The 13,646-nt window shown below is 60.5% G+C and carries 5 protein-coding genes; 2 read left to right on the top strand and 3 right to left on the bottom strand.

What is annotated here, in order from left to right:
* Positions 1–129 precede the first annotated feature (129 nt).
* The 3 genes from CLV84_RS18685 to CLV84_RS18675 form a co-directional block, all read right to left on the bottom strand.
* Positions 130–2,760: a DUF5686 and carboxypeptidase regulatory-like domain-containing protein gene (locus CLV84_RS18685; protein WP_104421354.1), complete on the bottom strand. Its 2,631-nt coding sequence runs from the start codon at positions 2,758–2,760 to the stop codon at positions 130–132.
* A 174-nt stretch (positions 2,761–2,934) separates the two neighbouring features.
* Entirely contained in the window at positions 2,935–4,233 is a 1,299-nt protein-coding gene (locus CLV84_RS18680) for an amidohydrolase family protein (protein ID WP_104421353.1), read from the bottom strand.
* Between the two features lie 11 nt (positions 4,234–4,244).
* Positions 4,245–7,232, bottom strand: a complete 2,988-nt coding sequence (locus CLV84_RS18675) for an amidohydrolase family protein (protein WP_104421352.1) — start codon at positions 7,230–7,232, stop codon at positions 4,245–4,247.
* A gap of 297 nt (positions 7,233–7,529) precedes the next feature.
* Here CLV84_RS18675 and CLV84_RS18670 point away from each other — a divergent pair, with 297 nt between their 5' ends.
* Both CLV84_RS18670 and infB read left to right on the top strand, forming a co-directional pair.
* Complete coding sequence (locus CLV84_RS18670; protein ID WP_104421351.1) at positions 7,530–10,481, top strand: hypothetical protein; 2,952 nt, start codon at positions 7,530–7,532, stop codon at positions 10,479–10,481.
* Between the two features lie 250 nt (positions 10,482–10,731).
* Positions 10,732–13,524, top strand: a complete 2,793-nt coding sequence (infB, locus tag CLV84_RS18665; RefSeq protein WP_104421350.1) for a translation initiation factor IF-2 — start codon at positions 10,732–10,734, stop codon at positions 13,522–13,524.
* Positions 13,525–13,646 lie beyond the last annotated feature (122 nt).

Raw genomic sequence — 13,646 nt, 5'->3', positions numbered from 1 at the left:
AAGCGATCCGTGAAGGCGAAGCCGATCCGTGTTGAGAAAACGGGCCGAAGGCGAGTCCCGATAGCGATCAGGACGGCAGCCCCTTGACCTTCGTACTTTCGACTTTAACCATCGTACTTCCCCCGCTCCCTAAAATTCCACCGTCTCCGTACCTGCGTTGTCATTTCCGAAGAAGGTGGTCGTAACGCTCAGCCGGACCCCGAAATCATCGTAGGCCCCATCGCGGAAGGCCGCCACGAATTCCAGGCGGAGCACCCGCAGGATGTTGTCGAGGGAGTATCCCACCTCGGTATAGTGATCGGAGCTCGGCGTATAGAGGTAGTTAACGAAAAGATCTTCCTTCAACCCCATCAGGTGGAGCTCGAAGATCTGTGTCAGCAAAAACTTGCGGAACTGGTAGTGGGCATATACTTCCGCGTACTCCTCGGCCGTGCTGTTCCGGTAGTAGGGCAAGAGCCGGTAGCTTCCGATGGGATCCAGCCGGGTCAGGAATATCTCCGAGGTAGCAAAGTGCCGGTAATCGGGAAAATCGACGTAAGTCTTGTCGATGAAGGCACCGCCCCGTAGCAGGAGATGCACGGAGCCCCGTGGCCCCGCCTCGAATTTATGGCGGTAGCTGGCCTGGAGCCGCGTAAAATCGGAGGCGCTCTCCCCGATGGAGGGGATACCGGACTCCACCAGCAGGCCCACCGTCGGCGCGGAGCCGTCCACCAGTTGCCGGCGGCCGTTGCGGACGATGTACTTCAGTCCCGGCCGCCAGGCGGCACTCACGGTGACCAGCGCGGCGTTGCGCACCTGGGTGATCTCACCCGTTTCCTCGTTGAAGGGGTTGTTGTCGGCGTAGGTGAATTCCTCGTCTCCACCCCAGCGGTGATTGGTTTGGTTGGTGACCAGTCGCCGGTCTTCGTAACGAAGGCGGCCGCCGAGGCTGAGCGCGTCGCTATAGCGCTTGCGGTAGGTAGCCTCCCCGTAGGCGCGCTCGTAGAGCCGGGCGTAGTTGTCGCCAAAGACCAGGGCGGTGAAGCTGTTGATAATCGGATCGATGGCGGGGCTGTTGTTGAACTGGCTGAGGTAGCGGCCACCGGTCAGGGTGTAACGCCCCTTGTTCGACTCGTTGCTCCAGTTGCTGTAGCCCAACTCCCAGCTCAGGCGATCCCAGGCGAAGCCGTAGCGGCTGCGGATACTGAAATCCCCCATCCGCACTTTATGCTCGCTGGTGTCTTCCCGGACCGTCCGGTTGATCCGCTTGGTCAGTTTGACCCCGACGGCGTAGCCCTCTACGGGATTAAAGACCGCATCGGGCATCCAGTCCCAGCGTAGCCATCCGGGAACCGGCTTTTTTCTTTTGTAGTTTTCCGCTACCGTGGGCTGCCCCCGGGATTCCGCGATCGAATCCAGCTTCTCCACCTGCGCCACGCTATCCTGGTAGCGATAGCCCGCGATCTCTTCCGCCGTAAGCGGTATGGGCCGTACCGCTTCCCAGGCCGCGGAGTCGCGGATGGTCTTCACGCTGTCGTCCGTAAAGGTGTAATTCGACACGACCTCGGGTTCCTCCTGCTTTTCCTGTTCCTCCTCCTCGTACGACCGGAGCAACTGCCGCAATTCCTTCCGCGTTAGTTCGCCGCCTTCCTCCAGGGTGTTTTCGTATCCCTGGGTACGGTTTTCGCGGCGGGTCGCGGCGGCGACGTCCGGCTGGGTCTTTTCGTCGATCACTTCGATGTAGCCGCCCAGGTCGGGATTGAGCTCAATGTCGTAATTGCTGGTATTGGCGATGTACTGTATCGACAGCTTGATGCCCAAAAGGCCTCCGCTAGCCGCAATGGCGGTGGTAGTCGGCAGCCAGATATGATCCTCCACCTCGTTGTAATTGATCTTCAGATCGATGGTAAAGCCCGTACTGTAGGTCCGCAGATCGAGGCTGTGCAAGGACCAGTCGTCCTGGACGATGTAGATGTCGCCTTCGAAAACGCCTTCTCCCTTACTCCGGGGGATTACCCGGATCTTATTGATCAGTTCGCCCTGGTCGGCGAAGACACCGTCGTGTTCGAATTTGTAGTAGCCAAAGGCCTTCGGGCTTAGCGGACTGACCATGCCCGCCACCTCCGGCTGGTAGAAGCTCGAGAATACGTACCCGCTCACGGCGAAGTTTTCCTCGCCGACGACGTAACGCGATACGACCTCCTCCGTGAAGGTATTCGGTCGTTCGTAAGTGATTTTGCTGGTGGTTTCACTGGTGAAGCTGCGTCCGACCACCTCCTCGATCTCCTGCCGCTCCTCCTTCGGGGCCAGCTTTTTCAGGAGGCCGGGGATCTTATCCACCTTGCCGATACCCTTCAGGTAGACGTCGGCCGAATAGCGGTCCAGCTGATTGCGGTGGTAGTCGGCCTTGGCGATAGCCCGGCGAATGACGCTGTAACTCAGATCCTCCGCGCCGCTGATTACCTGAACCTCGTCCAGTTGCAGCGCCTCGGGAAGTAAGGAGACGTCCAGATTATCTCGGCCACTCTGTACTTCGATCACCTGCGTCTGGTAGCCCAGGTACTGAAAAACCAGGGTGTTTCGCCCCGGTTTCAGCCGCAGCTCGTAGCGCCCCTCCACGTTGGTGGTGGCGCCGGTGCCGAGTTGCTGTAAATAGATGGAGGCGTAGGGGAGGGGCTCACCCGTATTCTCGTCGGTAATCCGGCCGCTGAGCGTTTGGCCATTCACCAGCGATAGCCCACTGAGCAGGCACAGGTAAAACAGGGGAAAGCGTAGTTTCATCGGGGCCGGGTTGCGTAGATAACAACGAATGTACAGTCTGATCTCCTTACCTGCGCGCCGCCGCCCCGGCAACTCTACCGGCTTAGCCGGGCTATCGACCAACTGCGCGCAAAAAGCAACGACCCGCCACTCCTTCCGGACTGGCGGGTCGTTGCGGTATGCAACCTAAGAGACTTACCGGCTGGTCTGCCGGTTGTACTTCTCCTTGAATTTGCGGTACAGTTCGGCCTGTTTATTGTCCAGGTCCACCTCCCGGCCGTCGATGAAGGCGTGCTCGACCTGGCTGGTGCGCATATCGAGCAAGTCGCCGGCGACGACGATAAAGGTGGCCGATTTGCCCTCCTCCACACTGCCGTACGCATCGTCGATACCGGCAATGCGCGCGGGCGTCAGGGTAATGGCCTCCACGGCCTTCTCGTAGTCCAGTCCGAACCCGACGGCCTGACCGGCAATGAAGGGCAGGTTTCGCTGCTGCCAGTAGCCCTCGTGGCTAATGGCGAATTCGACGCCGGCTTCGGCCAGCAGGGCCGGATTGCGGTAGGGCTGGTCGATCGGCTCGTCCTGGGAGGCGGGCAGGGCCTGGGTACTTCCCAGGATGACCGGTACGCCCTCCCGCTTCAGAAATTCCGGAATCAGGTGGGCCTGGTAGCCCCCGACCACGACGGGGTTTGCACCTATGCGCTTTAGCAGCAGTACCCCGGCCTGGATGTCCCGGGCTTCGTTCGCATGCAGGTAAGCTTTCGCCGCTCCGCCGACCACGTCGCAGAAGGCTTCAAACTTGAGCAGGCGTTCGCCATCGCCATCTTCCCGGCCACAGTAGCCCACGGCCTGCTGCAGGAAGGCTTCCAGCTCCCGCTCCTGCTCGTCGTAGCGCTCGTTGGGGATGAGCCGCCCCGTCTGCCAGTTGTAGTCATTGCGGTCGGGCCAGTGGATGTGGATGCCGTCGTTGGCCTGCACGGCGGCGTCCTCGTAGTTCCAGCCGTCCAGTTGCATGATGCTGCTGGTGCCGCTCACCCGGCTTCCTTCGGGGGTGGCCTGGGCCAGCATAACGCCGCGGCTACGTACGGTGGGGATCACCTGGGAATCGGTATTGAACGCGATCAGGGCGCGGGCATTGGGGTTCATCAACCCTACTTCGCGGTCGTCGCGGGTGGCCCGTACGGAGTTGAACTCCACCAATCCGAGCTGGCTGTTCAGCGCGATCAGTCCGGGGTAGACCTCCTTACCGGTGGCGTCCACGGTTTGGTAGCCGGTCGGCACTTCCCCGGCCGTAGCGACACTTTCGATTTTACCGTTGCGGACCAGGATGGTCGCGTTTTCGACCACCGAGCCGTCACCTACGTGCAGGGTGGCGCCGGTGACCGCCATGGGGCCTTGCTGGGCAACCGCCGGAACGGGATTTTGCGCCAGGGCGCAGGTGCAAAAAACAGCCGCAAACAGCAGGCTAAGCTGGTATCTTTTCTTAACGTTCATGGTTCTTGTCTTTAGTGGTTGAGGCTATCGCAGTGAAGGAGGCGGCGGCTGTTGCCCCGGGGCGGTTGGGTCTTCCCCCCCGCGTTCTTGGCATCCAGACTGGCCTGAATGAGGTCGTTGCGTTCCGCCATCAGGGCTTCCCGGCGGGTTTCGTTCTCCTCCCGGTTAAAGAATTCGCGGCCGTCGACGAAGGTGCGTTCCGCCCGGGCGTAGATGCTCATCGGGTGGTCGTTCCAGAGTACCAGGTCGGCGTCCTTCCCCACCTTGATACTGCCTACGCGATCGTCGATGTGGAGCATTTTCGCCGGATTCAGGGTGACGAATTTCCAGGCTTCTTCCTCCGGCACGCCGCCGAAGAGTACGGCCTTACCCGCTTCCTGGTTGAGGCGGCGGGCCATCTCGGCATCGTCGGAGTTGAAGGCGGTCACCACGTCCTGCTCGTACATCAGGGCGCCGTTGTAGGGGATGGCTTCGTTCACCTCGTACTTATAGGCCCACCAGTCGGAGAAGGTCGATCCGGCGGCACCGTGCTCGGCCATCTTATCGGCCACTTTGTAGCCCTCCAGGATGTGGGTGAAGGTATTGACCCGGAAGTCGTGGCGCTCGGCCAACTCCATAAGCATATTGATCTCGCCCTGCTGGTAGCTGTGGCAGGTGATGAAGCGTTCGTCGTTCAGGATTTGCAGTAGCGCTTCCAGCTCGAGGTCGCGACGAACGTCTTCGCCGGCATCTATCGCGCGGCCGTACTCCCGGGCGCGGCTGAAGTAGTTTTCGAAGATCTGCTCTACGCCCATGCGGGTTTGCGGGTAGCGGACCCGGTTGGCGTCGCCCCAGTTCGATTGCTTGACGTTCTCGCCGAGGGCGAACTTGATGAAGGGGTCGGCCCCTTCGAATAGCATTTCGTCGGGGGTCGCACCCCAGCGCAGTTTCACCAGGGCAGACTGACCGCCGATCGGGTTGGCGGAGCCGTGGAGCAGTTGGCTGACGGTCACACCGCCGGCGAGCTGGCGGTAGATGTTTTCGTCAACGGCATCGACTACGTCCGCCATGCGTACTTCCGCCGTGCTGGATTGGGTGCCCTCGTTAACCGAGCTGAGGGCGATGTGGCTGTGCTCGTCGATGACGCCGCTGGTGAGGTGCATGCCGGTAGCGTCGATCACGGTTGCCCCGCGGTCGGATAGCCCCTGGCCTACGCCGGCGATCTTCCCGCCCTGGATCAGCACGTCGGCTTCCTCCAGGATGCCTTCCTCCTCGTTAGTCCATACCGTGGCGTTCCGGAAGAGTACGGTTTCGGCCTCCGGCATCGAGGGTAGCCCGTAGGCGATGTTGGGGTAGGTCAGCCGGCTCACGTAATCCTTGTCTTCTTCCGTTTCTTCGTCTTCCTCCTCGCTTGCCGCGGAGGATCCGGCCGCGGCTGCCCGGGGGGTGGCGCGGAAATTAACGATGCGCCCCCCGGCGTCCCGGCCCGTGCCCGAGTAACCTTCCCCGTCGGGGGTGGCGGTGATGCGGTAGTAACCGGACTCGCCCTCGGGTTTGAAGCGGAGGGTCAGCACGTCGCCGCTTTCGGAGAAGGTGACGTCCGTTTTGCTGCTGTCGCCTTCGGTGGTGAGCTTCATCTTCCGGCTTCCGGGGTCGCCGCTGACTTCGCCGACGAAGCGCTCGTCGCCCACGGTGATATCGTAAGCATCGGCCAGGTCGGTAGCTTCGAGGGGCTTTAGCTCGAAGGGATAGCCCTGCACCCAGTTCTGGTAGATGGTGGCTTTCTCGGTGAAGGGGTTCTTGTCCGTGACAATAAAGTTGGCGAGCATGCCCTGCTCCAGCGCTCCGACGCGATCCGCGATACCGAGGAGTTCGGCGGGGCCGGTAGTGAGGGCGGCCATGACGGTCCGCTCGTCGGCTCCGGCTTTGATGGCCTTGCGCATGGCTTCGTGGAGATCAGTGGGCTTCTCAAGACCGTCGGCGGTGATGACGAAGGGAATGCCGGCTTCCGCCACGGCGGCCATGTTGCCGGGGGCCCGCTCCCAGTGGCGCAGTTGCGCCAGGGATACCATATCGGCCGCGAAGGGATCGGTTACGTCGTAGGCGTCTGGAAAGGTGAGGGGCAGAATGAAGGTGGCGCCGGAAGCCTTGAGTGCTTCGGGGCGCTGGTACTCGTCGCCGCCGCCACGAATGACGTACTGGACGCCGAATTCGTCACCGACCTTATCGGCGCGCAAAGCATTCTGCCAGTCCTCGACTTCGAAGATCTGGGGCATATCCTGCAGCTTCCGCCAGGCTTCGATGCTCAGGTTCGTTTCCGCCCGGTCACCCGCGCCGTACCAGTCCGCGTCGAGGTAGGTCTGCCGCAGCAGCGCCATGGCGCCCATGCGGCTGTTGGGATAATCCTGGCCGGAGGAACCTTTATCGAAGGAGAGGTGGTGCGCCACGTCGCGTGCGAGCAGCACTTCGTTGTCGCTGCTCTCCGCCAGCGTCACCACTGCGGCCGATCCGCGGCTGATCCCGTCGTGGTGGTGGGTGGATACGGTACCGAAACCCGCTTCGCGCAGGGCCTTGGCGGCCTTGGCGTCGATGGTAAAGAGGGCGGCGGCGTCGGTTTCGGGGCGCAGGGCCTGGTTCCAGGAATAGGCCCCGTCGGTTTCGGATTCCATTTGGGGGCCGTCGCTGCGGCTGCGGCGGTTGCGTTCGGTTTCCGGCATACCGTAGTTACCGTACACTTCGACGAAGCTGGGGTAAATGTGCTTGCCTTCCGCGTTGACTTCCACGGCGCCACGGGGCACCTGCCCGCCCGCGGTGACGCTTTCCACTCGCCCGTCGCGGATGACGAGGGTGGCGTTGTCAACGGTGCGTTCGGGATTTACGTGTACGGTAGCACCGGTAAGGGCGTAATAGCGGTCGGCCTGATCGTAGACCCCGTTGTAGGGGAAGGTAGTCTGGGCCGACAGCGCGATACTAAATAAAAGGGAGGCCAGTACGAGCGCTGGCCGTAATCGCTGTGTCATGGTTATCATTTGGTTGAAGGGGAAAAGTACGGAGATTTATTACCGCATCGTAGCCGAGCACCCATTTTACGGGAAAGAGTTTCGAATTATGCGGAATTGGCAGCTGCCGCCCGGGGGTGCTTTGGGTCGGTACAAGATGTAAGGGAGGGAGGGCGGCGCCAGGCGATTTTGCCGCCGTCAGGATATATTAAAATTAGTCTCCTCCACCTGCGACGGCTTACTATCGGGTTTATAATTTTGGTGGCTAACACGGATGGCGAATTGAGCGGCCGTAACATCTATTATACCCACTCACCTATGCACCTACTCTACAAGCTATTGGTCTGTCTGCTATTGACAGGCCCTTCCCTTTCCGTTTCCGCGCAAGTACTCGTGGCCAATATCAGCCAGGGCAATGCCGACAGCAACCCCTCCCACCTACAATTTGACGGAACGTACACCGTCTTCGTAGCCGATAACGGCACGACGGAGGAACTTTACTACCTGACACCCGGGGCCACGCAGCCTTCCCCCCTTAGCGAACTGGTGCCCGACCTGACAATGGGCTGGACCAACAACCCCACGCTAATCGCGGGTTTCGTGTACTTCATCGTTGACGCGGAAGGAGCTATCGGTTACCGTCGCGTACGGCTCGCTAACGGTGAGGTCGACGAGATTGAAAGCTTGCCGTCCAGTTTCTTTGCCAACCACGAGCCCTGGTTTACGGCGGTAAATGGGGTAATTGTATTCGTCCACCGCGATGACAACTACGACTGGCAACTTTATCGGTACGATCCGGCTGACGGTACCGTCACCTTGCTGCAACAGCTGCCGGAGGACTTCATCCAGGGTACCTCCCTCATCGGCAACCGTGTTTTTTTCGATTACGGTTACTTCCCCGGAGACTTGGTCCCCTTCGTAGTCACCGACGGCACGGTGCAGGGTACCCTGGTCCGGTATCCGCTGGAGGGTGCCGAATATATCGCACCCCTGGCGGCCGTGGGTTTCAAGACCCTGGTACAGGCTATCGTGGGTCGGTCAGCCGAACCCTACGTTTACGACGAGAACTTTTACAATCCCCTTCCGCTCCGGGAAGTATATCCCGCTATTCCGGAGGGCAGCATTCGCCACCTCAGCCTTCGCGACGACGGACTCTACTTTACTCTCCAGACCCCCGAGCTGGACCTGACGATCTACCGGTTGGATACGGCCACCTCCGCCGTAGAGCCGGTGCTAGACCTGAATCCGGATCGGGATTCCAATTATTTAAGGTCGGTGCAGTTCTTTTCCGACCGGATATTTTACACCTTCACGAATGCGGCTGACGCCGGTCGTTCGGTCGCGTTGTACGTTACGAACGGAACGATGGAGCCAACCCTACTGCTGGACAGCATCACCAACCGCGGCTTCGACGGTTATGCGCTGGGGCAGATAGTGGCCGCTGACGGGTACTACTATTTCCTGGCGGATCGCCCGGACGTAGGGACGGAACTATGGCGCACCGATGGCAGCCCTTCGGGCACCCTATTACTGGCGGATTTTTACCCGGGTCCGAGCAGTCCGGAGTACAGCGAACCGGTGCCGATCGCCAATGGGATCATATTGACCGCTATCCATCCGGAGTACGGAGAGGAGGTATTTATGGTGGAGAACGGAAGTGAATCGATCGAACTATTGATTGACGTCAACACCGAGGAAACCGGGTCCTCACCCTGGCCGCAGGCCGTTGTTAACGGGCGGCTACTGTTCAGGGCGACCACTCCGTGCACCGGCTTCGAATTGTTCGCGACGCAGGGTTCGGCGGCTACTACCGGCTTAGTGGCGGACCTGGAAGCGGGCCGGGAAAGCAGTCATCCTACGATTTCGACCATCCTGGGCGATACCGCCTTCGTGAACGTTAGCAACTTTCAGGATGCACGCCTCTACGGTTCCGACGGAACGCCTGAGGGAACCTTCCAACTGGACCCCGAAGGACCAATCGGCGCCAGTATCATATCCGGCCCGGTCCGCCTCGGGGATCGCTTGCTGCTTCGGACCTTCGTCGGCGGGGTCGGCCAGGCTCTTTATTCGATTGATCCACCGAGCGGCACCTACGATCTGATAAAAGTGTTCGAACCTACCTTCGGGGCTAACTCCAGCGGGCAGGCATTCGTCGCGTTGAATGATAGCATCCTGCTATTCGAGGAAAGTACAAGGGCCTACGGGACGGAACTCTGGCGCACGGACGGCACCGAGGAGGGAACTTACCTGGTCAAGGACATCCGTCAGGGTGATGAAGATGGATTTTACGGTGGCATCAGTGACCTTACCGTCATCGATGGTCTGGCCTATTTTACCACCGACTATGGGCAGGGGCGCCGTCCATTCCGATCCGACGGCACCGAAGAGGGCACGTTCGAACTGACCGGTTTCGGCGACTTACAGCGTCCCAGTCAGGCTTTTGCCTACGACGGTCAGGTATATTTCGCCGCCGGCGGCTTCGGTTCCAGTAAGTTGTACACTACGTCCGGTGAGGCCTTTGATGTATTGCCTTCGGCGATTACCGAGTCTACCGGATTCTCTTCCATGTCCAATTTCCGGGTGTTGGGTGAGCGGCTGGTCTTTACCGCCAGCCGGGGCGATACCGGCGAGGAACTATGGGCAGCCGCCGGCCCCGAGGCGGAGGCCATACTCTTGAAGGATTTTTTGCCGGGACCGGACCCCTCTTACCCCCGCAACCTTTTCGCGGTGAACGATACGATGCTGCTGCTGTCGGCGGAAACGCCGGAGCTGGGCCGGGAACTCTGGATGACCGACGGTACGGCCGCGGGCACGGTGCTGGTGGCGGATATACAGGAGGGTCCGGCCTCGTCCAACCCCGAGAATTTTTTCGCTTTCGACGGGTTCGTTTACTTTGCGGCCGACGACGGTGAGGTGGGCGCCGAGCTTTGGAAGTACGCCCCGGATGGCAATTATCCGGAAGGGGACAACCCCGACGGGGTGTCGGTGGCCTGTGGCGCGCCGCCCACGTCCTCGACCGACATGGTTGAAATCGACGTCCGCGCCTACCCGAACCCGGCCTCCGACTGGCTACGAGTGGAACTGCCTGCCGACCGGGCGGTACGGGCCTCCTTGCTTTCGGGAAACGGGCAGACGGTGTACGCCTCCGACCGTAAGGCGGATCGCTTCACGATTCCGCTCCGTGATTTAGCGGCCGGTACCTACCTGCTGCTGCTGCGGGAGGAATCGGGGGAGATGGTGGGGCGTCGTCGCATCGTGGTGGTCAGGTAATTTCTACTCCCCGGAGGTGGCACCAAACTATGTTAAAGTTGCCGCGTTTACTCAGACACGCTGTAAAGCCCGGGCGCCTGCCGGGTTTGTACCTTGATTAGCTTATCTTTGCGCTACATTTGGATAGTGTTCCGAATGGTCCTCCTGGATGGCGCCAGGCAGAGGGGGGGAAATCCGGCTTTTTAGGGTAGTTCTAAATGGCCCCGCGGCAGCACTCCGCGGTAAAGTGATGACGTGCTTAACAGATCGAATGAGTAAACGACTAATTAAAGTAGCGAAGGAATTGAACGTGGCGACCTCGACAATCGTCGAGTTCCTCACCGGCAAGGGTTTCGAGATCGAGAACAAACCGATCGCGAAGGTCAGTGTCGAGATGGAATCGGCTGTGCGTCAGGAATTTGCCAAGGCTATTTCCGACAAGGAAAAGGCCGCCAAAATGGAGTTTGGCACCCGGCCTTCCGCTCCGCCGCCCCCGCCCCCCCCACCGCCGCCCGCCAGAGCCGCCACTCCGCCACCCCCGCCGCCGCGCCCGGTCAATACTCCGGCTCCCCCGCCCGTGCAGAAGCCCCAACCAACGGCCAAGGCTCCTAACCCGGAACCTGCCGCTCCTGCGCCTGCGACGCCCAAACCCGAAGCACCCCGCGAGCCCGGAAAACGGGAAGTGCCCGGCCTGAAGGTTATGGGTAAAATCGACCTGGAAGCCACTAAAAGGCGCCCCCAGAAGAAAGAACCCGAAAAAAGGCCCGCGCCCAAAGCACCCGCAAGGCCAGAGGCCAGACGGGCACCCACCGAGGATACGTCGCCAAAGCCCGCTAAGCCCTTAGCACCCGCGGCTAAGGAAGCACCCAAACCCGCCGATAAGCCGGACCAGAAGCCCGCCGACAAGCCTGCCGACCAACCCGACATGCACAAGACCGCGGAACCCAAACTGCGGGGCCTGAAGGTGCTCGGTAAGATCGAGATCAAGAAAACCGAGAAACGCCCATCCGCCGAGGACAGCCGGAAGAAGCGCAAGCGTAAGAAGATCACCACCGGACCGCCCCCCGGCCGTACGGGCGCTACGGGCCGCAACGATCGCGGCAGAACCACCGGCCGCAGCGACGAGCCGCGCGAGGTATCGGCCAAGGACATCGAGGACAAGATCAAAGCTACCATGGCCCGCCTGCAGGGCGGTGGCGGCAAGAAGAAACGCCAGCGCCAGCGGCGGGACAACCGCGATCGCATTCGCGAGAAGCAGGAAGCCCTGATGGATCAGGAGACCGACAACAAGCTGCAGGTCACCGAATTCGTCACCGCGCAGGAGCTCGCCAACATGATGGACGTCGGTATAGGAGAGGTCATTACCGCCTGTATGAACGCCGGCGTGATCGTATCGATCAACCAGCGCCTCGACGCCGAAATCATCGAACTGGTCGCCGAGGAATTCAACCACGAGGTTGAGTTTATCAACGTGGACGAGTCCGAAGAGGAAGAAGAGGAATACGTCGACGCTCCCGAGGATCTGATGTCCCGTCCGCCGATCGTGACCGTAATGGGTCACGTCGACCACGGTAAGACCTCGCTGCTCGACCGCATTCGCGACGCCAACGTCATTGCCGGAGAGGCCGGGGGAATCACCCAGCACATCGGTGCCTACGAGGTCAAGCTCCCCGACGGTCGCGAGATAACCTTCCTGGATACACCTGGTCACGAAGCCTTTACGGCCATGCGTGCCCGGGGTGCCAAGGTGACTGACATTGCGATTATCATCATTGCCGCGGACGACAACGTGATGCCCCAGACCAAGGAGGCAATCAGTCACGCCGAAGCCGCCGGCGTACCCATGATCTTCGCGATCAATAAGATCGACCGCCCCGGTGCCAATCCCGACCGGATCAAGACCGAGCTCGCCTCCATGGGCTATCAGGTCGAGGAATGGGGTGGTAAGTACCAGTCGCAGGAAATCAGTGCCCTCAAAGGCGACGGTGTCGACGAGCTGCTGGAAAAGGTGCTGCTGGAAGCGGAGATGCTCGAGCTCTCCGCGAACCCCGACCGGCCGGCAGTTGCTACTGTTCTGGAAGCGTCCCTGGAGAAAGGCCGTGGCTACGTTACCAAAATTCTGGTACAACACGGCACCCTCCGCGTGCAGGACATCCTGGTGGCTGGAGAGGCCAGCGGTCGCGTCCGCGCCATGTTCAACGAACGGAATAAGCGCGTCACGGAAGTTGGACCGGGATCTCCGGTCTTGCTCCTCGGACTGGACGGTGCTCCCCAAGCCGGTGAGATCCTCAAGGTGATGGCCAGCGAACAGGAAGCACGTCAGCTTGCCAGTCGCCGGGCGCAGATCAGTCGCGAACAGGCCAACCGGGCCGCCAAGCGCGTCTCGCTCGACGAGATCGGACGCCGCCTTGCCCTCGGTACCTTTAAGGAACTGAACCTCATCGTTAAAGGTGACGTGGACGGTTCCGTAGAGGCCCTCTCCGATTCGCTGATCAAGCTCTCCCAGGAGACCGTTCAGGTCAACGTGATCCACAAGGCCGTCGGACAGATCATCGACTCCGACATCCTGCTGGCAACGGCTTCCGACGCGATCATCGTCGGCTTCCAGGTACGCCCGAGTTCGTCGGCCCGCAAACTCGCCGAGCGCGAAGGTGTGGAGATCAAGACCTACTCGATCATTTACGAAGCCATCGACGAGATCAGCAGCGCCATCGAAGGCATGCTGGAACCGACCCGCGAAGAGAAAACAACCTGCCAGGTGGCCGTACGGGAGACCTTCAAGATTTCCAAAGTCGGTACCATCGCCGGTTGTTACGTCGAGGAAGGCAAGATCACCCGCAATACCCTCATTCGCGTTATCCGCGACGGTATCGTCGTCTTCCCCCTCAAGGAGGGACAGACCGGCGAGCTGGCCAGCCTCAAGCGCTTCAAGGACGACGTCAAGGAAGTACGCAGCGGCATGGAATGTGGTCTGAACGTCAAGAACTTCAATGACATCAAGGAAGGCGACATCATCGAAGGTTACGAGATCGTAGAGATCAAGCAAAAAATGCAGAGTAACTAAGCGGATAGTTTGCTGAAACAAACAAAGGGTCGGAGCACTTGCTCCGACCCTTTTTTGATGGGCCGGTACCGGGGGAGAAAACCTTTACCGGGTCGCCACCGTAGTAAGAGCCACGCCAATCC

The organism is Neolewinella xylanilytica (assembly GCF_002934605.1).
Taxonomy (GTDB): domain Bacteria; phylum Bacteroidota; class Bacteroidia; order Chitinophagales; family Saprospiraceae; genus Neolewinella; species Neolewinella xylanilytica.
Note: the sequence above shows the minus strand (reverse complement) of the source record. Positions and strands in the feature narration are given on the sequence as shown.

Coding starts and splice junctions, on each gene's coding strand:
- CLV84_RS18685 (WP_104421354.1), bottom strand. CDS start 2,760: ATGAAACTACGCTTTCCCCTGTTTTACCTGTGCCTGCTCAGTGGGCTA.
- CLV84_RS18680 (WP_104421353.1), bottom strand. CDS start 4,233: ATGAACGTTAAGAAAAGATACCAGCTTAGCCTGCTGTTTGCGGCTGTT.
- CLV84_RS18675 (WP_104421352.1), bottom strand. CDS start 7,232: ATGACACAGCGATTACGGCCAGCGCTCGTACTGGCCTCCCTTTTATTT.
- CLV84_RS18670 (WP_104421351.1), top strand. CDS start 7,530: ATGCACCTACTCTACAAGCTATTGGTCTGTCTGCTATTGACAGGCCCT.
- infB (WP_104421350.1), top strand. CDS start 10,732: ATGAGTAAACGACTAATTAAAGTAGCGAAGGAATTGAACGTGGCGACC.